The organism is Corynebacterium efficiens YS-314, assembly GCF_000011305.1.
Classification (GTDB): Bacteria; Actinomycetota; Actinomycetes; order Mycobacteriales; family Mycobacteriaceae; genus Corynebacterium; species Corynebacterium efficiens.
The window spans coordinates 971,828-992,443 of record NC_004369.1; the positions used below are offsets into that span (position 1 = coordinate 971,828).

At 63.4% G+C, this 20,616-nt stretch carries 17 protein-coding genes and 1 tRNA gene; 5 read left to right on the plus strand and 13 right to left on the minus strand.

Annotated elements, in window-relative coordinates; genetic code table 11:
- Positions 1-25 precede the first annotated feature (25 nt).
- The 3 genes from CE_RS04680 to CE_RS04690 form a co-directional block, all read right to left on the minus strand.
- Positions 26-1,249 (minus strand): MFS transporter, encoded by a 1,224-nt coding sequence (locus CE_RS04680; RefSeq protein ID WP_006770122.1) that lies wholly within the window; start codon positions 1,247-1,249, stop codon positions 26-28.
- A gap of 360 nt (positions 1,250-1,609) precedes the next feature.
- On the minus strand, positions 1,610-2,815 hold the full coding sequence (locus CE_RS04685; protein WP_006770548.1) for an IS110 family transposase: 1,206 nt from the start codon (positions 2,813-2,815) through the stop codon (positions 1,610-1,612).
- Between the two features lie 566 nt (positions 2,816-3,381).
- Positions 3,382-3,457, minus strand: a tRNA-Arg gene (locus tag CE_RS04690).
- Between the two features lie 130 nt (positions 3,458-3,587).
- Between CE_RS04690 and CE_RS04695 the strand changes: the two genes are divergently transcribed.
- Positions 3,588-3,863: a hypothetical protein gene (locus CE_RS04695; protein WP_006770121.1), complete on the plus strand. Its 276-nt coding sequence runs from the start codon at positions 3,588-3,590 to the stop codon at positions 3,861-3,863.
- Between the two features lie 109 nt (positions 3,864-3,972).
- On the opposite strand, the gene CE_RS04700 is transcribed toward CE_RS04695, so the two are convergent.
- Genes CE_RS04700 through CE_RS04715 form a run of 4 tightly spaced genes read right to left on the minus strand, consistent with a single transcriptional unit; the run spans position 3,973 to position 6,343 of the window.
- Positions 3,973-4,221 (minus strand): mycoredoxin, encoded by a 249-nt coding sequence (locus CE_RS04700; RefSeq protein ID WP_006770120.1) that lies wholly within the window; start codon positions 4,219-4,221, stop codon positions 3,973-3,975.
- 24 nt (positions 4,222-4,245) lie between these two features.
- The gene (locus CE_RS04705; RefSeq protein ID WP_006770119.1) at positions 4,246-4,731 is read right to left on the minus strand and encodes a dihydrofolate reductase; all 486 of its coding nucleotides are present in this window, start codon (positions 4,729-4,731) and stop codon (positions 4,246-4,248) included.
- Positions 4,728-5,531, minus strand: a complete 804-nt coding sequence (locus tag CE_RS04710) for a thymidylate synthase (protein ID WP_006770118.1) — start codon at positions 5,529-5,531, stop codon at positions 4,728-4,730. The genes CE_RS04705 and CE_RS04710 overlap by 4 nt, the downstream gene beginning before the upstream one ends.
- Before the next feature lie 53 nt (positions 5,532-5,584).
- Positions 5,585-6,343, minus strand: coding sequence for a 3'(2'),5'-bisphosphate nucleotidase CysQ (locus tag CE_RS04715; RefSeq protein WP_006770117.1), 759 nt, complete (start codon positions 6,341-6,343; stop codon positions 5,585-5,587).
- 34 nt (positions 6,344-6,377) lie between these two features.
- Here CE_RS04715 and CE_RS04720 point away from each other — a divergent pair, with 34 nt between their 5' ends.
- Genes CE_RS04720 through CE_RS04730 form a run of 3 tightly spaced genes read left to right on the plus strand, consistent with a single transcriptional unit; the run spans position 6,378 to position 12,352 of the window.
- Positions 6,378-11,150 (plus strand): ATP-dependent helicase, encoded by a 4,773-nt coding sequence (locus CE_RS04720; RefSeq protein WP_081447258.1) that lies wholly within the window; start codon positions 6,378-6,380, stop codon positions 11,148-11,150.
- Positions 11,151-11,159: 9 nt separating this feature from the next.
- Complete coding sequence (locus CE_RS04725; protein ID WP_006770115.1) at positions 11,160-11,942, plus strand: DNA-formamidopyrimidine glycosylase family protein; 783 nt, start codon at positions 11,160-11,162, stop codon at positions 11,940-11,942.
- Complete coding sequence (locus CE_RS04730; RefSeq protein WP_006770114.1) at positions 11,939-12,352, plus strand: YccF domain-containing protein; 414 nt, start codon at positions 11,939-11,941, stop codon at positions 12,350-12,352. The genes CE_RS04725 and CE_RS04730 overlap by 4 nt, the downstream gene beginning before the upstream one ends.
- A 12-nt stretch (positions 12,353-12,364) precedes the next feature.
- Here the strand turns inward: CE_RS04730 and CE_RS04735 are convergent, their stop codons facing one another.
- From CE_RS04735 to CE_RS04760, 6 genes are all read right to left on the minus strand, one after another.
- Positions 12,365-13,090 (minus strand): DedA family protein, encoded by a 726-nt coding sequence (locus CE_RS04735; RefSeq protein ID WP_006770113.1) that lies wholly within the window; start codon positions 13,088-13,090, stop codon positions 12,365-12,367.
- Positions 13,087-13,512 carry a DUF1707 SHOCT-like domain-containing protein gene (locus CE_RS04740; RefSeq protein WP_006770112.1) on the minus strand — a complete coding sequence of 142 codons (426 nt, stop codon included), beginning with the start codon at positions 13,510-13,512 and terminating at the stop codon, positions 13,087-13,089. Before CE_RS04740 ends, CE_RS04735 begins: the two co-directional genes overlap by 4 nt.
- Positions 13,513-13,521: 9 nt before the next feature.
- A complete protein-coding gene (locus CE_RS04745) occupies positions 13,522-14,703 on the minus strand; it encodes an MFS transporter (RefSeq protein ID WP_035109901.1) in 1,182 nt (393 codons plus the stop codon).
- 23 nt (positions 14,704-14,726) lie between these two features.
- Entirely contained in the window at positions 14,727-16,355 is a 1,629-nt protein-coding gene (gene pgi / locus CE_RS04750) for a glucose-6-phosphate isomerase (protein ID WP_006770110.1), read from the minus strand.
- Between the two features lie 206 nt (positions 16,356-16,561).
- Positions 16,562-17,650, minus strand: coding sequence for a hypothetical protein (locus tag CE_RS04755; protein ID WP_006770109.1), 1,089 nt, complete (start codon positions 17,648-17,650; stop codon positions 16,562-16,564).
- A gap of 93 nt (positions 17,651-17,743) precedes the next feature.
- The gene (locus CE_RS04760; RefSeq protein WP_006770107.1) at positions 17,744-18,046 is read right to left on the minus strand and encodes a chorismate mutase; all 303 of its coding nucleotides are present in this window, start codon (positions 18,044-18,046) and stop codon (positions 17,744-17,746) included.
- Positions 18,047-18,138: 92 nt separating this feature from the next.
- Between CE_RS04760 and pcrA the strand changes: the two genes are divergently transcribed.
- Positions 18,139-20,613 (plus strand): DNA helicase PcrA, encoded by a 2,475-nt coding sequence (gene pcrA, locus CE_RS04765; RefSeq protein WP_006770106.1) that lies wholly within the window; start codon positions 18,139-18,141, stop codon positions 20,611-20,613.
- Positions 20,614-20,616: the final 3 nt, after the last annotated feature.

Genomic DNA, 20,616 nt, shown 5'->3' on the forward strand with positions numbered 1-20,616 from the left:
TAATCGTCTAACGCGATTAATGGCCTTAACGGCTCAGGCTGTAGGCCTTCTTGGATACAGCGATCTGATCGTCGGAGTCCGACGGGGTATCAGCCTTGTCCACCCGTGGTTCACGGGCGAAGAGGAATCCGAACCAGGCGACGGCAGCAATCGCAGCCAGCACCATCCAGCTCCAGCGGGCACCGACGTATCCGGTGGCCACCGAGTAGACATAGGGGAAGAGGAAGGCACCGATATTGCCCAGGGACAGCACGAGGCCGAACGCGGTGGAGTAGTTGGCCGGGGAGATCTCATCCGGGTACTCACCATGCGCCACGGTGGCGGGGGAGAAGTACATCGAGCCCAGGATGCCGACGAGTGGCAGCGCGATCCACAGACCAGCGCCACTGATGAACGGCAGGATGGCCAGCATGATCACGAGCAGACCCGCAGGGATCCACAGGGTGGGCAGGAAGCGGCGTGCACGGTCCGCGATGACACCGCTGGCCAGGGCAGCCGGGATACCGAGGAGCAGCATCAGGGCACCGAGCAGACCGGCGTTTTCAGCGGAGAAACCGAATTCGCTCTCCACATAACCCGGGCCGAGCTGGGAGACGGTGAAGAGGACGCCATAACCACAGATGCTGCCGATGCCGATAGCCCAGATGGAACGGGAACGCAGCACCTGACCGGTTGCCTTGAGGGTGAAGTGACCACCGTCGAGTTCATCGGTGTGGCGGGGCGTGGTGATGAGGAACACCGAGGCCACAGCCACGATGAGGCTGATGGCGGCGGCGATGAGCGTACTGACGCGCCAGCCGTAGGAGTTGATGAGCAGCGTCCATACGTACAGGCCGAGGGCGGAGGCGCCGGTGAAACCGACACCGTTGACCAGACCGCCGACGATCAGTCGGGAGTGTTTGGCGGGGGCCCAGGCGGTGGCCAGGGGGAAGGCCGCACCAGCCATGAAGGACATGGCCACACCACCGAGTCCACGGGAGAACACGATCATTCCGTAGCTCTGGGCGAAGGCGAAGATGACGGTGGAGAGCGTCAGGGCGAAGGCACCCCAGACAGCAACGCGTTTCGCGCCCCAGGCCGCGGCGGCGAAACCGGCCGGGACGTGGGCTACCGCGTAACCGAGGAACCAGATGGATACCAGGAATCCGATCTGGGTGAGGTCGAGGGAGAATTCGTCAGCCAGCGCTCCGAATGCCGGGACGGTCGCATACATCTGGAGTCCATAGGCGAAGGACAGAAGCACTGTCATGGTGATGGAGGCATAACCCCGGAACCCCAGTCCGGGTGAGGTCGTCTCAGTGTGTATAGGCGGCGTCAAGAATAGGTCCCTTCTTTTGGTTGAGTGACAGGAACCTATAAACACTAACAATAATGCTACCTATTATAAAGGTTTAGATTGGTGAAAAGGCCCGGAAGTGGAGGTAAAACCTATTGAATAAGGACGGTGTTCCGGCTGTGAAAATGGGGGGTGTCCCTATGTTTTTGTCAAGAGTCAGGCCCTGTACTCAAGAAACAGCTTCGGGGGTAAGTGCTCATTCCTGAGTGTGGGCATGGTTGATCGGCTGGTCAGTGTGTTCATTGTTGATCAGCTGATCGTACTGACTCGGAATTAGGCAGCCGCCCTGGCAGGAACCTCCCGGAAGAATTCAGCTCGGGTCAACATCGCGTAGATGACATTGCACCGCCGCCTGGCCAGGCACATGATCGCAGCATTGTGGCGCTTGCCCTCAGCCCGTTTTCGTTCATAGTAGGTCTTCGACGGCTCGTGGAACCGGATTGATGCGAATGCCGAGTAGAACAACGCATTCTTGAGTCTTTTGTTACCTGATCTAGCCGGGAATTCACCTCGAATGGATGTGCCGGACCTTCGGGTCACCGGGGCGATCCCCGCATAGGCAGCCAGGTGGCCGGCGGACCGGAAGTCAGAACAGTCACCGACGGCCAGGAGGATGTTGGCTGCGGTCTTGATGCCAACTCCCGGCATGGACATCAAGACCTGGTGAAGAGGGAATTCTTCGAGTAGCTCCTCGACTTGTTCCGCGATGGTCTTGCGTTGTTCCAGCAAGGCTTTGATGTTGGTAGCCAACTGCGGGATGACGATTTCCGCAGCTGTCGTGCCAGGCACTGTTACGGTCTGGGCTTTCAGACCATCAAAGATCGCATCCACGAGTGTGGTGGGATCCTTCTTGGCGCGTTTACTCATCCAGGCTAAAACCCGGTGGTAACCGGCCTTCTTCATCTTCGTCGGTCCGCCGTAGTGGATGAGCATGTCCAGGACCAAGGGCCTGGTGATGATGTCGCCAGCCAGGGCTCGTTCGAAGCTGGGGTAGATCTGGGTGAGCACGCTGCGCAGTCGGTTAATCGTGCGAGTGCAATCCTTGGCGATGTCATCATCGAATCCGGATAGCATCTTCAACGCCGACAGGATTTCGTTATCCCGGTCTACTGCCCGCAGAGTGTGTGGCATGGTCCGTGCGGTATCGGCGATGATGAAGGCGTCCCGACGGTCGGTTTTAGACCGCCCTGGATAAAGATCAGCGGCCTTGCGCATCGCTAATCCGGGCAGGTAACCCACCAGACAGCCGGCATCTCTAGCCACTGCGATGGGCAGGGCACCGATGGTGTTGGGTTGATCGACAACCACCAGGACGGTGCCATGGGTCTGGAGTTCGGTGAAGACTTTCCGGAGTTGGTTTTCGTCTTGGGGCAGGGGTTTGTCGTAGATGATCTCGCCTGCAGGGGTCATGGCGCAGGCGTGGTGGGCGGTTTTACCGACGTCGAGTCCGATGGTGACGTCGATGGTGCCGGTGGTCATAGCCGGCCTCCTCGTGGTGTCGTAGCAACAGTGACGGTCAAACTGCGTCGCTGGTGTCTTGACATCCGATGCTGGCACCCACGTTACAAAGAGAACTGAACCTTGAGAGGTCGTCCGTGTCCCTATCAGCAGTCAACGGATGTCCTGGTAGCCCGGCGGCAACACCCCCCGGATCATGTGAACTACAGGGCAATTAAGCCATACCGGGCCCAGCGACTATCCCCATTATCGGGGATACCATCAAAGTAACGGGTGATTGTCCGCCCGGGAGATTAGGGAATTCTTATGTTTCCACTGTTGGCACCCCATGATCACCGGCTGGGGGTCGACTATGTGGGCGGGGATGGGAATTGCATTGGAGAGTGTGGCGAATGCAGGGGAAAAAAATTCTGCCGAAACGTGAATAAAATTCCTTGGGGGCGTGACCTGACCCTTGCCTCCCAGTGCGAGGCAGCTGATCCGGGATGTGCCGGGCGCACACGCTCCCGTCCCCGTCGGTACCAATGGCATCGACGATGAGAAGAAAAACCTCCTGGACACCCGATCAGGGTGTTCAGGAGGGTGAATGGTGCCCTGGAGAGGAATCGAACCTCCGACACCCGCTTTAGGAGAGCGGTGCTCTATCCACTGAGCTACCAAGGCGTACCCGACTAGATTAGCGTATCCCCACACCCGGGGTGAAAAGGGGGCAGTCTAAACGGGAATACCGCTCTTAACGTGGTGTTACGACGTAGACTGGAAAGGTATTCGAAACTTACCTCAAGGAGTGGTCATGTCTGAGCTGAAGCCCTCGTTCCACGATGTGCAGCGCCGACCAATCGTTGTCCGCCAGATCACTAAGGACAATGTTCCTGCCCTGGCCGTCGATGAGATCCAGGAAGACGGTTCCACCCGTCGCATCCTTCTTCTGAACAAGTACGACGCCAAGCAGCTCAGTGCAGCTTGTGATCGCTACCTGCAGGAGATCTTCTCCATCACCTTCTCCGGTGTGAACACCGATCTGTCCCCGGAGGACATGGCGCGTCTGTTCGGCGAGGAAGACGAGTAGAAATACCGTCCCCCACACTGCATAACGCATAAACGGCGCCCGTCATCAGCCCAATCAGGCTGGTAGCGGGCGCCGTTGGTGTGTCGGGGAGGCGTCGACAAGCAGGCTTTTAGGACAGATCCTGGATCTTGGCGATGACCTCCGCCACCGGCGGGTTGGTGGCGTGGGAACCGTCGGAGAATTTCACGGTGGGCACGATGCGGTTGCCATCATTGACGGATTTCACCCACTCGCCGGCCTCCTCATCCTGATCCACGTCGATGACCTCGTACTCGGCAGGGTCGAGGTCCTTCAGACCCCGCATCAGCGATGCGCAGTAGGGGCACCAGTCGGTGGCGTAGATGGTTGCATGTGCCATGGTTATTCTCCTTGTGAAGCGGTGTTAGGCGATGTGGTTGTTATTCACCCAGCGCTGGAACCTGAAACGGTGGGTGTCACTATCCTGCCACCCGGTGTCAGTCTCAAGGGTGAAGAAGTCGGGGATCTCAGGGGCGTAGACCGCGCGGTCACCGAGTTCGTCGGCGAAGGTGGCGTCGATGACGGTGACCTCCAGAACGTCGGTGTGCTCGATGGTGGCCCGGTACACCTCACCGCCGCCGATGATCCACCCCGCTGCGGGCAGTTCCCGGACAACGGTGGCACCTGTGGACCAGTCACCGGGTTCCCGGCGCGAGAGCACAAAGTTCTCCCGGCCCGGCAGGGGACGGAAACGCTCCGGCAGGGATTCCCAGGTCTTACGACCCATGATGACGGGTTGCCCCAGGGTGACCTCCTTGAAATGGCGGAGATCCTCGGGGATGTGCCAGGGCATGCCCGCGCCGTCACCGATGACCCCGTCGAGGCCCTGGGCCCAGATCGCGCCGATCATACCGCGACCTTGCCGCGGATGAGCGGGTGCGGATCGTAGTTGCTCACGGCAATGTCCTCGAAGGTGTAGTCGAACAGGGACGCAGCCTTGTTCAGTTCCAGGGTGGGGTAGGGGCGCGCCGCGCGGCTCAGCTGTTCATCGACCTGTTCGGTGTGATTGTCATAGATGTGGCAGTCACCGCCGGTCCAGATGAACTCACCCACCTCCAGGTCTGCCTGCTGGGCGAACATGTGCGTCAGCAGGGCGTAGGAGGCGATGTTGAAGGGCACACCGAGGAACATGTCGGCGCTGCGCTGGTAGAGCTGGCAGGACAGTTTCCCATCGGCGACATACAGCTGGAACAGCAGATGACAGGGGGGAAGCGCCATGTTCTCCAGTTCGGAGACGTTCCATGCGGAGACGATGTTACGGCGGGAATCCGGATTGTTCTTCAGCATCTCCAGTGCACGCGAGATCTGGTCGATGTGGCGACCGTCCGGGGTGGGCCAGCTGCGCCACTGCACGCCGTAGACGGGACCGAGCTCGCCGTCCTCATCGGCCCACTCGTTCCAGATGCGGATGTTGTTGTCCTGGAGCCAACGGACGTTGGAGTCACCGCGCAGGAACCACAGCAGTTCACCGACCACGGAGTGGAAATGAACCTTCTTGGTGGTCAGGAGGGGGAAACCCTCCTGCAGGTTGTAACGGATCTGCTGGCCGAACAGGGAGGTGGTGCCGGTGCCGGTGCGATCGTCCTTATGGGCGCCTTCGTCTCTGATGGTGCGGAGGAGGTCCTCATATGGGGTGGGAATGGCAGTCATGATTCCCGAGTGTAACCGCCGGAGACCAGAAGTTGAAGAAAAGCCCAGCCGACCTAGTAGGCCCCGTTCTCCTCGCGGTATTTCGCGGCCAGGTCGAGGATCTCCTCGGCCAGCTCCGGGCGGCAGATGAGCACGTCAGGCAGGAAGGTGTCCTTGTGGTTGTACGTCAGTTCGGAGCCATCGAGGCGGGAGCAGTGCAGGCCCGCGGCCTTGCACACACCCACCGGGGCGGCGGAGTCCCATTCGTACATGCCACCGGCGTGGATGTAGGCATCATAGTCACCGAGCAGAACGTGCATGGCCTTGGCACCGGCGGATCCGAGTGCCTCGGTATCGAAGCCGAGCTGTGCGGCGATATGTTCCGCCACCTGCGGGGGACGGTTGTGGGAGATGGCCACCTTCCCGGAGAAGGGGCCGGAGACTGCGCGGGCATCGGCGGAATGGAAGACCACACCCAGGTCGGGCAGACCGACGGCGGCGTGGGTGGGGATGCCGTTCTCCACCAGTGCGATGTGAACCGCCCAGTCCTGACGTCCCGTGGCAAACTCCTTGGTGCCGTCCAGGGGATCGATGATCCAGACGCGGTTCTTGTTCAGACGCTCCAGGTTGTCGGCGGCCTCCTCGGAGAGGAAACCGTCATCGGGGCGGTGCTGCTCCAGAACCCGGGCGATCCAGTTCTGGGCCAGGTCATCACCGGCATCACCGAGGTTGCGTCCCCGCAACACACCGACGTTGCGGACACCCTTGAGAATTTCACCGGTTCCCTGCGCCAGGCGCTTGGTCAGAATGGAATCATTGATCTGAGCAGTCATGACACTGATTCTAGACTTTTGGTTACATTGGGGCATGGCCAACAGCATTCTCTCCAGGTTCCGTCCCCAGGTGTCGGAGTGGTTCCGGGACGTCTTCGAAGCCCCCACTCCCGTGCAGGAGGGGACCTGGCGCGCGGTGGCCGATGGGGAGAACGCCCTCGTGGTCGCACCGACCGGTTCCGGTAAAACGCTTGCCGCTTTTCTGTGGGCACTGAATTCACTGGTGGAACAGACAGGTCAGACGGTTCTGGACACCGGTAGCCCCACCCCGGTGGAGGGCCGCCGCGTCAGGGTGCTCTACATCTCGCCCCTGAAGGCGCTCGGTGTGGACATCGAGAACAATCTCCGGGCACCCCTGACCGGCATTGCCCGTACCGCCTCCCGCATGGGGCTGGATGTGCCCAACATCACCGTCGGTGTCCGTTCGGGCGATACCCCTGCCGCCGAGCGGGCCCGGCAGGTGCGCAAACCCCCGGACATCCTCATCACCACCCCGGAATCCGCCTACCTCATGCTCACCTCGAAGGCCGGGGCCATCCTCAAGGATGTGGATGTGGTGATCATCGATGAGATCCACGCGATGGCCGGCACCAAACGCGGTGTGCACCTGGCGCTGACCCTGGAACGCCTGGAGAAACTGGTCGCCCGGCCCATCCAGCGCGTCGGCCTGTCCGCCACGGTCCGGCCCCTGGAGCGCGTCGCACAGTTCCTCGGCGGGGACCGCCCGGTGACCATTGTGGCCCCGCCCGCGGAGAAGAAGTGGGATCTGACGGTCACCGTCCCGGTGGAGGACATGTCGGATCTGCCCGTGCAGGAACCGGGATCCACCATCGGTGACTACGTCATTGATGATCCCCTCGGTCTGGCCGGCCCCGGCGAGGCGGAATCCGCCCTGCCCACGCAGGGTTCGATCTGGCCGTTCATCGAACATCAGGTCTACCAACAGGTGATGTCGGCGAGGTCCACCCTGGTCTTCGTCAATTCGCGTCGCACCGCGGAACGTCTGACCAGCCGCCTCAACGAGATCTGGGCTCTGGAGCACGATCCGGAGTCGCTGTCCGCGGAACGCCGTCGCCCGCCCGCGCAGGTGATGGTGGCCGCCGATGAGGTGGGGCAGGCACCGGCGGTGATCGCGCGTGCCCACCACGGTTCGGTGTCCAAGGATGAACGCGCCATGACCGAGACCATGCTCAAGGAGGGCACCCTCAAGGCGGTGGTGTCCACCTCCTCCCTGGAACTGGGCATCGACATGGGTGCTGTTGATTTGGTGGTGCAGGTGGAGTCGCCCCCGTCGGTGGCCGGCGGGCTGCAGCGCGTTGGTCGCGCCGGGCACTCGGTGGGTGCGACGTCGACAGGCTCCTTCTACCCCAAGCACCGCTCCGACCTCGTCCAGACCGCGATCACCGTCGAACGGATGACGCAGGGACTGATCGAGGAGCTGAAGGTGCCCATGAATGCGCTGGATGTGCTGGCGCAGCAGACCGTGGCGGCCACCGCGATCACGGATGTCCACGTCGATGACTGGTTCGACACCGTGCGCCGCGCATACCCCTATCGCGAGCTCGACCGGGAAGTCTTCGACTCGGTGATCGACCTGGTCAGCGGTGTCTACCCGTCGACGGATTTCGCCGAGCTGCGTCCGCGCGTGGTCTACGACCGGGTCTCCGGCATGCTCGAGGGCCGCCCCGGCGCGCAGCGGGTCGCGGTGACCAGCGGTGGCACCATCCCGGACCGTGGCATGTTCGGTGTGTTCCTCATGGGCGGGGAGGGCACGCCCCGGCGCGTGGGTGAGCTCGATGAGGAGATGGTCTATGAATCGCGTGTGGGTGATGTGTTCACCCTCGGTGCGTCGAGCTGGCGCATCGAGGAGATCACCCGCGATCAGGTGCTGGTCACGCCCGCGCCGGGGCATACCGGCAGGCTGCCCTTCTGGACCGGTGACCAGGCGGGTCGGCCCGCCGAGCTGGGCCGCGCCCTGGGTGCTTATCGACGCCGTGTTCTCGCCGATCCCACCACCTCCGGACTGGAGGGATGGGCGCATGACAACCTGGTGACCTACCTGCGTGAACAGGAGGAGGCCACCGGCATCCTGCCCGATGAGAAGACCCTGGTGCTGGAGAGGTTCAGGGATGAGCTGGGGGACTGGCGCATTGTCCTGCACACCCCCTATGGCCGCGGTGTTAACGCCGCGTGGGCCCTGGCCATCGGGGCGCGGATCGCGGAACTGACCGGGATGGACGCTCAGGCGGTGGCCGGTGATGACGGCATCGTGCTGCGCCTGCCGGAGGGCGATGAGGAACCCGGGGCATCACTGTTCATGTTTGACGCCGATGAGGTGGAGAAGACCGTCACCGAGCAGGTCGGTAACTCGGCACTGTTCGCCAGCCGGTTCCGGGAATGCGCGGCGCGTGCCCTGCTGCTGCCGCGCCGCAACCCCGGCAAGCGTGCACCCCTGTGGCAGCAGCGCCAGCGTGCGGCCCAGCTGCTGGACGTGGCGCGGAAATACCCGAGTTTCCCGATCATCCTGGAGACGGTGCGGGAATGCCTGCAGGATGTCTACGATCTGCCCGCGCTGAAGGAACTGGTGGGGGATCTGCAGCTGCGCAAGGTGCGCATCGCCGAGGTGACCACCCAGCAGCCGAGCCCGTTCTCCTCCTCACTGTTGTTCAACTACACCGGTGCCTTCATGTACGAAGGGGATTCCCCCCTGGCGGAGAAACGCGCCGCCGCACTCGCGCTGGACCCGTCGCTGCTGGCGAAACTCCTCGGCGAGGTGGAGCTGCGCCAGCTGCTCGACCCGGATGTCATCGAGGAGGTCCACACCCAGCTGCAACGCAAGGGCGAGCGTCGGGCCCGAAACAATGAGGAACTGGCCGACAGCCTGCGCATCCTGGGGCCCATCCCCCTCGATGAACTCGGTGAACACATCAGTTTCGACGACCCGGACCTGGGCGACCGTGCGATGACGGTGCGCATCAACGGACGCCCGCACCTGGCGCAGGTGCTCGACGCCCCGCTGCTTCGCGACGCCCTCGGGGTACCCGTCCCACCCGGCGTACCCGCCCAGGTGGAGACCATCACCGACGCCCTGGAACAGCTGGTCAACCGGTGGGTACGTACCCGCGGTCCCTTCGTGGCCCAGGACCTCGCCGAGGCCTTCGGCCTGGGTATCGCCACCGCCCACACTGCGCTGCGCAACGCCGATGTGGTGCAGGGCCGCTACCGGCAGGGTGTGCAGGAACAGGAATACTGCGCCACCGAGGTGCTGCGCCGCATCCGCAGCCGCAGCCTGGCGATCGCGCGCCAGCAGACAAAGCCGGTCTCCCAGTCCGCGTTCGCCCGGTTCCTGCTGGACTGGCAGCAGGTGGCCGGCGTCGACAAGCATCCCACCCTGCGCGGGGTCGACGGCACCTTCGCCGTCATCGAGCAGCTCGCCGGGGTGCGCCTGCCGGCCAGCGCGTGGGAGGATCTCGTGCTGCCGCGCCGGGTGGGGGACTACACCCCGCTGCACCTGGATGAACTCACCGCCAGTGGGGAGGTGCTGGTGGTCGGCGCGGGACAGGCAGGGTCGCAGGATCCGTGGATCATGCTGCTGCCCGCCGACTATGCCGCCCAGCTCATGCCGGAACCGGTGACCACCGGGCTGACCGCACTGCAGGAATCTGTGCTCGAGGTGCTCGCCCCCGGCGGTGGGTTCCGGTTCGCCGATATCCTCGCCGATGTCACCGGTGAGGATCTCGGCCTGATCACCGGGCACATCTCCCCGGAGCAGCTGCGCGAGGCGCTCTGGGGTCTGGTGGAGGCAGGTCTGGTCAGCCCGGACTCCTTCGCCCCGGTCCGCGCGCGCCTGGCCTCCGGCACCACCGCCCACCGCGCCAAACGACGCCCCAACCGTTCCCGGCTGCGGATGGGACGCACCTCCTTCGCCCAGATGGAATCCTCACCCCCGGACATGCGGGGCAGGTGGTCGCTGTCGGTGCGCCCGGCGCTCGATGCCACCACCCGGTCACTCGCCCACGGCGAGGCCTGGCTGGACCGCTACGGTGTGGTCACCCGCGGCAGTGTGGTGGCTGAGGATGTCATCGGTGGTTTCGCCCTGGCCTACAAGGTGCTCTCCGGATTCGAGGAGAGCGGCAAGGCCATGCGTGGTTATCTCATCGAGGGCCTCGGCGCGGCACAGTTCTCCACCCCGGCCATCATCGACCGCCTGCGTGGCATGGATGACTCCCCGGATGTGGAGGGTTGGCCCTCCGGCACCACCGACCCCGAGGTCTACCTCATCGCCGCCGCCGATCCCGCCAACCCCTATGGTGCCGCCCTGCCGTGGCCGGAACAGGGACCCAGCCGGGCGGCCGGTGCCACCGTGATCATCGCCGACGGACTGCTGCTGGCACACCTCACCCGCGGCGGGCGCACACTGACCCTGTTCACCGAGGAGATCACCCATGTCGCCCGGGCACTGGCCATCCAGGAGAAACTGGTGGTGGAGAAGATCAACGGCGAATCCGTCTTCGATTCCCCCCACCTGCCCGCCTTCCGGGCTGCAGGTGCCTCCATCACCCCGCGCGGCATGCGGTTTCGGTCGGGGGCGGCACCGGGGCAGGAGGCCCGCGCCGGTGGCAGGTCGTATGGTTCGCGGTCCACTGCCGACGCACCCCCGGTGCCGGGGCTGCCCCCACAGGCCGATGATGAAACCCTGTCCTTCGATGACCCGATCCCCTTCGACCCGCCGGGGAGATCAACTGGCAGATCGCCCTACCAGGGTGGGAACAACAGGCCTTTTCGTGGTGGCTTCGGACGGCGTTAACCTGAAGACATGCCAGAGGGTGATTCCGTATTCCAACTGTCCCGCCGCCTCCAGTTCATGAGGGGGCGGGAGGTGCTGGCCACCTCCCTGCGTGTGCCATCGGTGGCACTGCATGATTTCACCGGCCGAACGGTGCACCGGGTCTGGCCCTACGGCAAGCACCTGTTCATGCAGTTCGGGGAGGAGATCCTGCACACCCACCTCAAGATGGAGGGCACCTGGTCCATCCACCGCAAGGGCGACCGGTGGCGCAAACCCGGCCACACCGCCCGCGTCGTCCTCGACCTGTCCGGGGAGGAAACCATCGAGGTGGTCGGGCACTCCCTGGGCTTTGTCAAGGTCTTCCACATTAGCGACTATCCCGACCGGGTGGCCTACCTCGGCCCCGATGTCCTGGCCCCTGAATTCGACCTGGAGCAGGCGAAGGCGAATATCCTCGCCCGCCCGACACGCCCCATCGGTGAGGCGCTGCTCGACCAGTCCAACCTGGCCGGGGTGGGTAATGAATACCGTGCCGAGATCTGTTTCCTCATGGGTGTCCACCCCGCCACACCGGTGGCACTGGTCGACATCGACAGGACCCTCCATCTCACCCGCCGCCTCATGTGGGAGAACCGCAACTCGCCGATCCGGGTGACCACCGGGGTCCGCCGCGCCGGGGAATCCAGCTATGTCTTCGGACGCAACAACAAACCCTGCCGACGTTGTGGCACCCGCATCGTCAATGCTGAGCTGGGCGATCGGATCATCTGGTGGTGCCCACGCTGCCAGCCACTACTATCGGGCGCATGAGACTCCTCCTGAACATCATCTGGTTACTCTTCGGTGGCATCTGGCTGGCCCTGGGATATGTCCTGTTCGGCATCCTCGCCTGCATCCTCATCATCACCATCCCGGCCGGTATCGCCAGCTTCCGCATGGCCAACTACGCCCTGTGGCCTTTCGGCCGGACCGTGGTCCGCAAGACCCACGGTGGCAATGGCCTGTCCGCGATCTCCAATTTTATCTGGTTCATCATCGCCGGACTGTGGCTGGCCATCGGCCACATCACCACCGCCGCGGCCCAGGCCATCACCATCATCGGCATCCCCCTGGCCATCGCCAACATCAAGATGATCCCCGTGACCTGCTTCCCCTTCGGCAAGCACATCGTGGACAATGACCGCATCCCCGTCGGTTATGAACCGATGATCAGGTTGTAGAACCCCCAGGATCTACCGCTGCCGGCGGGTGGATCCGGCACCGGAGTCGGTGGCACCTCCGGTGGGATCGGTGACGGCATCGCCCGTGGTTTCTCCGGTGGCGGTGTCGGTGGATTCCCCAGTCGTGTCTTTCTTGAGGCGTTTGTTGTGTCGCCTCAGCAGGTGCAGCACCACACCGACGAGTATCAGTGCGATGAGGACATAGACCACGGAGGAATAACTCTCGAAGGCGCGGGTCACCGTCTCCCACTCCTCACCCAGCCACACACCCGCCCAGATCAGGATGGTGTTCCAGATCAGTGATCCCACCGTGGTGAGGGCACCGAAGACAAGGGGATTCATGCGGTCGATGCCGGCGGGGATGGAGATGAGACTGCGCACACCGGGGACCAGACGTCCGAAGAACACCGACCAGGTGCCGTACTTGTCGAACCAGGCCAGGGCGTCATCGACATCCTTGGGCTCCACCAGCCACATCCAGTCGGCGATGCGCCGCAGGCGTTCCGCACCGAAGGCCTGCCCGACGTAGTAGAGCAGATACGCTCCGGAGACAGAACCGATCACCGAGGCGATCAATGCCGCCCACACGTTGAATTCCCCCTGGGAGGCGGTGAAACCCGCCAGAGGGAGGACCAGTTCACTGGGGATCGGCGGGAACACGTTCTCGAGGAAGACAGCGATGCCCACGCCTGGCGCGCCGAGCGCCTCCATGATGCGGATGACCCAATCAATGATCACTTATTTCTACTTTCTGACTCGTAATAGACAATCTCCTCCTCCCGCCTCATGTCCACGATCATGCGGGGGATCATGGGGACCAGGAAAATGCCGAAGAACGCAAACATATGCCATTCGACGTGGAAGACAAACCGGATGATCCCCATGAACACGAAGAAGACGGCGATGCAGACGATGTCCAAGGTGGATAATTGACGTCCGCGTGTGCGTTGGAAGGCGCTGGGCGGACGGGTTGTCCTGGGCATGTCACCGAGATCCTTGAAGATCCGCTCCAGATCACTGATGTCATCTGCCACCGCGAGCAGGAGCTTCTTGGTGTCATATTCCTCGGCGGTCAACCTGCCATTCTTCAGATGCAGATCGAGCGTATGCCTGGCGGCGTTCCTGTCGTATGAATTGAGACGGCTGTCTTTAGAACCCACGGGAAACTCCTAGTCTCTTGCCTGGTCTTCCACATGAACCTGACGGGTTGCGAAGAATCCACCACCGAGCACACATGCTGTTGCCACGAGAAAGAGGATGAAGACCGTGGAAAAACCACCGGTGATGTCCACGATGATACCGGTGAGCAACGGCCCCATGCAGGCGATCGTGTAGGCCAATCCCTGGCCGAAGGAACTCAGTGCCGTGGCCCCCGCGGTGGTGCGTGCCCGGACGTTGATCAGGGTCAGTGCCATGGTGAAGGCGAGTGGCCCCAGACCGGAGAGGGTGGTCCACAACCAGGGCGCGACCATCGGTGCGAAACACAGACCGGCGTTACCGACCAGGAACACCACGGAGGAGAGGACCAGGACGGGATACGGGTTGCGCATACGCGCGGCCACCCACGGCCCGATGAAGTTGAGGGGGATACCCAGTAGGGACCACCAGCCGAGCAGGGCTGCACCCAGGGTGGGGTCGGTGACCATCTGGGGAAGGAAGGTCATCAGTGAGTAGGTGGTGAACGAGGTGAATCCGAACATCAACCCCAGGCCGATCCCGACCGGTGTCCTCCAGACCGGGATCCGCATCGCCGGCACCGGGGCGGCCACGTCCGCCCGGGGTGCCGGGGTGGTCAGGAGGGGCAGCCAGGTCAGCGCGGCCAGCACACCGAGTACCGCCCAGGAGCCCAGGGACCACCGCCAACCGCTCAGACCCATCTGGGTCGCCCAGGCAGACAGCGGGACGGCCATCACTGGGGCCAGGGACTGGGCGATCTGAGAGGTGGTCAGGTAGGTCGTGGACATCCCCGCCACCCGGTTGGGGAAGTACTCCCGAACAGCCAGGGGCAGTAACGCGTTGGTGATGCCGATGGCAAACAACGCCACCACCGACCCACCCACCAGGCTGGTAGGGCCACCCAGCACGCGGAGGACCTGGCCAGCAGCGGTGACCAGCATGGCCGCCATCAGCAACTGGGAGGTGGTGAACCTCGACTTCAGGCCGGGCAGTGCGAAGGCGGCGATGGCGAACATGGCGGTGGGTATCATCCCCAGCACGCCGAATAGCGAGGCCCCGACCCGCAGATCGTCCTGGATCTCCGACACCAGGGGTGCGAGTGCCGTGACGGCAGTGCGCAGATTGGTGGCGGTCAGAGCGATGGCGGTCAGGGCCATCAATCGGGGGTATCTCACACCCTCCGATCGTAAGGGAATACCTATCGATTTGTGCGGTACCACCTGATCAGCGCGTCGGTGGAGGAGTCACCGGAGTCGACCTCCACCTCGCCGGAGACCGCGGGAGCCAGGTCACTGGCCTGCTGTTTGCCCAGCTCCACGCCCCACTGGTCGAAGGAGTTGATATCCCAGATGACCCCCTGGACGAAAACGATGTGCTCATAGAGCGCGATCAGCGCGCCGAGCACCGCCGGGGTGAGCTCCTCGGCGAGGATGGTGGTGGTGGGACGGTTGCCCGGCATGACCTTGTGGTTGATCAGGTTGTCGTCGACACCCTCGGCGGCGATCTCCTCGGCGGTCTTGCCGAAGGCCAGCACCTTGGTCTGGGCGAAGAAGTTGCTCATGAGCAGATCGTGCATGGACTTCTCACCGGCGGGCAGATCCTGCTTCGGGCGGGCGAAACCGATGAAATCCGCCGGGATGAGGCGGGTGCCCTGGTGGATGAGCTGGAAGAAGGCGTGCTGGCCGTTGGTGCCGGGCTCACCCCAGTAGATCTCGCCGGTGCCGGTGGTCACGGGGGAGCCATCACGACGCACAGACTTGCCGTTGGATTCCATGGTCAGCTGCTGGAGGTAGGCGGCGAACCGGGACAGGTCCTCGGAGTAGGGGAGGACCGCATGGGTCTCCGCGCCGAAGAAATCGGTGTACCAGACACTCAGCAGTGCCATGAGAACCGGGACATTCTGGCCGAAGTCGGTATAACGGAAGTGTTCATCCATGGCACGGAAACCACCGAGGAAACGCATGAAGTCGCGGGGACCGATGACGGCCATGAGGGACAGGCCGACCGCGGAGTCCACGGAGTAGCGGCCGCCCACCCAGTCCCAGAACCCGAACATGTTCTCCGGGTTGATGCCGAAGGCGGTGACCTTCTCGGCGTTGGTGGACACGGCAACGAAGTGCTTGGACACAGCCTCCTCGGAACCGAGCTGCTCGATGAGCCAGTTCTTCGCGGCGTTGGCGTTGGCCAGGGTCTCCTGGGTGGTGAAGGTCTTGGAGGCGATGACAAACAGGGTGGATTCGGCATCCAGGTCCTCCAGGACTGAGACCATGTCGGCCGGGTCGACGTTGGAGACGAACTCCGCGGTGATGCCGGCGGTGGCGTAGGCACGCAGGGCCTTGGTGGCCATAGCCGGGCCCAGATCGGATCCGCCGATGCCGATGTTGACCACCTTCTTGATGGTCCGCCCGGTATACCCCAGCCACGCACCGGAGCGCAGCGCGGTGGCGAAGTCACGCATGCGCCCCAGGACCTCGTGGACATCGGCGGCGACATCCTGGCCATCAACCTCGAGGCTCTCCTCCACGGGGAGACGCAGGGCGGTGTGGAGTACGGCGCGGTCCTCGGTGTTGTTGATGTGCTCGCCGCGGAACATGGCCTCGATGCGGTCGGTGAGGCCCGCCTGCTCGGCGAGGGCGACGAGGTCGGTGAGGATGGCGTCGTCAAGCAGGTTCTTGGACAGATCCACCCGCAGACCCGCCGCGTCGAAGGACAGCTTCTCCGCGCGCCCACCGTCCTGGAAGAGTTCACGCAGGGTGGTGCCCTGGAAGGCCTCATACCGCTCGGTCAGTGATTGCCAGGCCGCGGTGGTCGTGATGTCATTCGCCATGAAAACTCCTCGGTGAGAAGGGGGTAAAGGGGATACCTGTCAGGTTAGCGTGGATCACCATGGGTGCGCAGGGTTAGAACCAGGCAGTTTCCCTCCCCTTCCCTCCCCGCATCCCCGGTGGGAATATGGCGGAAGCGCGCCAGCCCACCCCGTTGTCCTGAACCGGGGTGGGCTGATGCCGGTGGGGTGGTGTCGCGGGCTGACGGCTAGTGGCGGAAGATGGCGCCGGCGGCATGGTTGCCGGGCAACTCGTGCACGGTGTCGACCCGGCCACTGTTGATGAGGGTGTTGGAGATCGCGGCATCCAGCTCCACGCTGCGCGGGTGGTTCTCCAGTGCGCGATCGGCCAGGATCAGGGTCTCGACGCGACCGGTCATGGACTCTGCCATGATCAGCTCTGGATCATTGGTGGCCAGTCCGGTGCCGAGCGCCTCGGAGAGACGATCGACGAGGTGGTCATGACGGCGGATGGATTCCTCCTTCACCAGGGGCCATGCCGCGGCGTGCAGATCCAGCTCGCTGACGCGGTCCGGGTTGCCGGAGACGATCGAATCCAACAGGGTGACCGTCTTGAACTGGTCCCGCAGTGCACCCTGGTGCTCATCCACCGCGGCCAGGACCATGGGGCGTTTGTCGTTGGTGAAACGCCTCTCCACGTTCTTGCCCACGTTCTGGAGGAAACCACTGAGCACATTGTGTTCGCGGGGACCGGTGCCATGTGCCGGGCCGGTGCCGTGGGCGGTCTGGTGCTGGATGCGGGGCTCGTTGACCGCAGCGCCCTTGACCTCCTCAGCGGAGCCGGGGATGTTCTCCAGGGGCAGCGGGGTGATGGTGGCACGGTCCGCAGCGAAGAGACGCACCTTGTTCTGGCTCAGGGCCAACAGGAGGAACTCCAGGTCATTGGTGACCAGGGTCATGACGGGGCGCAGATTGGGGTGGTCGCCGACGGTGACCTGCGGGGTGAAACTGCGGTCCAGGCGGAAGTGACGGGTTCTCTCCGGGGTGGCGAAGATGGCCAGTCCATCACACTGGGTCAACCAGAAGGCCTCATCCTTGGCCAGGGTGACCACCGGCTTCAGCAGCGCATCGGCATCAACATCCGGGTACTGCTGGGCCAGCTTCTCACGGGCCTCCTCCAGCAGGGGGCGCAACCGCTGGGAATCGGTGAATTTCTCAGCGCCACCACGGTGGGTCGGAATCACGAAGGACACGGTCGGGCCCGGCTGTTTGGCCAGGCTCTCCAGGTCATCATGTCGGATCGGATCAGAGTGTTTGATGATGTTTCGGGTATCCATAACCTGACCCTACCTAAGCGACCACCGTCACTGCAGGGAATCGGTTCGGACTGTGCTCACAGAGACCTTCCCCGGTCTTGTTTCACACCTTATCTACAGCTTGCCCCGACCCATACGCAGGAGGATCGCAGCCAGGGCCGGGCCCTCCTCACCGATCTCATCACGGAACTGGTTGATGATGGCCACCTCACGCGTGTGCACCAGACGGGTGCCACCGGATTCCATGCGGGTCTTGCCGATAGCCTGCGCAATCTTGGTGCGACGTTTCACCGCATCGAGGATCTCCCGGTTGAGGCGGTCGATTTCCTCACGATACTTCTGGATCTCCGCATCAGAGAGTGGGTCGTCGGTGCCTGACGGCATTCTGATTTCGAAGTTCTCATCCGCATTAGTCATGGGAACTATTCTGCCATGGCCCCCGATAACTCCATGCCCCTGACCACCGCTGGGGTGGTGGTGTCCACCCCACCTAGTACGTTGGAGGGGTGATGAATACTGCACACAATCCTTTTGCCCAGAACGCCTCCGCCACCGCGAAACCCACTGGAGACCACGTCGCCGACGGCGTCGCTGCCTGTGCCGGGGCCGCCGACGGCACCGAGCTCGGGCACGAGTTGACCGCCGGACTCAATGAGCAGCAGAAGGCCGCCGTCGAGCACATCGGATCGCCGCTGCTCATTGTCGCCGGCGCCGGTTCGGGTAAGACCGCGGTGCTCACCCGGCGCATCGCCTACCTGATGAGGTACCGGGGTGTGCACCCCCAGCAGATCCTGGCGATCACCTTCACCAACAAGGCGGCCGCGGAGATGCGTGAACGCGTCGCCGATCTGGTGGGGCCGGTTGCCCAGCGGATGTGGGTGGCCACCTTCCACTCGGTGTGTGTACGGATCCTGCGTCAGCAGGCCCAGCTGGTGCAGGGTCTGAACACCAACTTCACCATCTACGATTCGGATGATTCACGCCGTCTGCTCACCATGATCGCCAAGGATCTTGAGTTGGACATCAAGAAGTTCTCCGCGCGCACCCTGTCCTCGGCGATCTCCAATCTGAAGAATGAGTTGATCTCCCCGTCTGAGGCACTCGCCGATGCCGAGCGCACCCACAACCCCTTCGAAACGGTTGTGGCGCGGGTGTATGTGGAGTACCAGCAGCGCCTGCGTCGCGCCAACGCCGTTGACTTCGATGATCTCATCGGGGAGGTCGTGCGCATCTTCACCGAGCACCCCCAGGTGGCGGAGCATTACCGTCGTCGTTTCCGCCATGTGCTCATCGACGAGTACCAGGACACCAACCATGCGCAGTACCAGTTGATCGCCATCCTGGTGGGACGCCCGGACCAGGACCCGTCCGAGCTGTGTGTGGTGGGTGATTCCGATCAGTCGATCTACGCCTTCCGTGGGGCGACCATCCGCAATATCGAGGAGTTCGAGCGTGATTTCACCGATGCGCGCACCATCCTCCTGGAGCAGAACTACCGCTCCACCCAGACGATCCTGTCGGCGGCCAATGCGGTGATCTCCCAGAATGAGAACCGCCGGCCGAAGAACCTGTGGACGGCCCTGGGGGAGGGGGAGAAGATCATCGGTTATGTCGCCGACAATGAGCACGATGAGGCCCGGTTCATCGCTTCGGAGATCGACGAGCTGGCCGACCGTGGCCTGAGCTACTCCGACATGGCGATCATGTACCGCACCAACAACTCCTCCCGTGCACTGGAGGAGGTGTTCATCCGCACCGGTGTGCCCTACAAGGTGGTCGGCGGAACCAAGTTCTATGAGCGTAAGGAGATCCGTGATGTCATCGCCTACCTGCGGGTTCTGGAGAACCCGGATGACACCGTCAACCTGCGTCGCATCATCAACACCCCGAAACGCGGCATCGGTGACCGCGCCCAGGCGTTCGTGGCCCTGCACGCCGAGAACAACCGGATCAGTTTCGGACAGGCGCTTGTCGACGCCGCCGCCGGCAACGTGGAGCTGCTCGGGGGGCGTGGCCGCAATGCGGTGGGCAAGTTCAATGAACTGATGGACACCCTGCGCGGCGAGCTGCTCTCCATGGTCAACGAGGTCACCGGCATGCCCGACATCGGCCAGGTGATCAGCCGCATCCTGGACATCACCGGGTACAAGGCCGAATTGGAGGCCTCCAACGATCCCCAGGACGGTGCCCGCCTGGACAACCTCAACGAACTGGTCTCCGTGGCCCGGGAGTTTTCCTCCGATGCCGCCAACCGCATGGCCTATGACACCATGGACGGCAGTGAACCGGAGCTGGATGACAGCGAACCGGCCCCGGGCAGTCTCCAGGCCTTCCTAGAACGGGTCTCGCTGGTCGCGGATGCCGATCAGATCCCCGACAATGAGCAGGGCCTGGTCACGCTCATGACCCTGCACACCGCCAAGGGGCTGGAGTTCCCGGTGGTGTTCCTCACCGGGTGGGAGGATGGGCAGTTCCCGCATCTGCGTTCACTCGGTGATGCCAAGGAGTTGGCGGAGGAACGTCGCCTGGCGTATGTGGGGATCACCCGTGCCCGCCAGCGGCTCTACGTCACCCGGGCGATGCTGCGCAGTTCGTGGGGTAACCCGGTGACCAACCCGGCCTCCCGCTTCCTGCAGGAGGTCCCCGAAGGTCTCATCGACTGGCGTCGGGAGGAACCCGCCAACTCCTTCGGCTCCGCCTGGGCACCCTCCGGATCCCCCTATGGTGGCGGACACCCATCCGGTGGCTACGGCTCCCAGACCAGGCGCAGCGCGCCGTCGCGGCCCTCCATCCCCACCAAACAATCCCGGAACAAGGACCTGGAACTGGCGGTGGGGGATCGCGTCAACCATGACAAGTACGGTCTGGGTACCGTTATCGCCGCCGATGGCAGTGGCCCCCGGGCCACGGTGACCATCGACTTCGGTTCCGCCGGCAAGGTGCGTCTCATGCTCATCGGCGGGGTGCCGATGGAGAAACTCTAACCC

What these genes read in the sequence shown, in the direction of transcription:
- CE_RS04685 (WP_006770548.1), bottom strand. Translation starts at nt 2,815, where the DNA reads ATGACCACCGGCACCATCGACGTCACCATCGGACTCGACGTCGGTAAA.
- CE_RS04760 (WP_006770107.1), bottom strand. Translation starts at nt 18,046, where the DNA reads ATGACTAATGCGGATGAGAACTTCGAAATCAGAATGCCGTCAGGCACC.
- CE_RS04725 (WP_006770115.1), top strand. Translation starts at nt 11,160, where the DNA reads ATGCCAGAGGGTGATTCCGTATTCCAACTGTCCCGCCGCCTCCAGTTC.
- CE_RS04680 (WP_006770122.1), bottom strand. Translation starts at nt 1,249, where the DNA reads ATGACAGTGCTTCTGTCCTTCGCCTATGGACTCCAGATGTATGCGACC.
- pgi (WP_006770110.1), bottom strand. Translation starts at nt 16,355, where the DNA reads ATGGCGAATGACATCACGACCACCGCGGCCTGGCAATCACTGACCGAG.
- CE_RS04715 (WP_006770117.1), bottom strand. Translation starts at nt 6,343, where the DNA reads ATGACTGCTCAGATCAATGATTCCATTCTGACCAAGCGCCTGGCGCAG.
- CE_RS04710 (WP_006770118.1), bottom strand. Translation starts at nt 5,531, where the DNA reads ATGACTGCCATTCCCACCCCATATGAGGACCTCCTCCGCACCATCAGA.
- pcrA (WP_006770106.1), top strand. Translation starts at nt 18,139, where the DNA reads ATGAATACTGCACACAATCCTTTTGCCCAGAACGCCTCCGCCACCGCG.
- CE_RS04720 (WP_081447258.1), top strand. Translation starts at nt 6,378, where the DNA reads ATGGCCAACAGCATTCTCTCCAGGTTCCGTCCCCAGGTGTCGGAGTGG.
- CE_RS04695 (WP_006770121.1), top strand. Translation starts at nt 3,588, where the DNA reads ATGTCTGAGCTGAAGCCCTCGTTCCACGATGTGCAGCGCCGACCAATC.
- CE_RS04730 (WP_006770114.1), top strand. Translation starts at nt 11,939, where the DNA reads ATGAGACTCCTCCTGAACATCATCTGGTTACTCTTCGGTGGCATCTGG.
- CE_RS04755 (WP_006770109.1), bottom strand. Translation starts at nt 17,650, where the DNA reads ATGGATACCCGAAACATCATCAAACACTCTGATCCGATCCGACATGAT.
- CE_RS04700 (WP_006770120.1), bottom strand. Translation starts at nt 4,221, where the DNA reads ATGGCACATGCAACCATCTACGCCACCGACTGGTGCCCCTACTGCGCA.
- CE_RS04705 (WP_006770119.1), bottom strand. Translation starts at nt 4,731, where the DNA reads ATGATCGGCGCGATCTGGGCCCAGGGCCTCGACGGGGTCATCGGTGAC.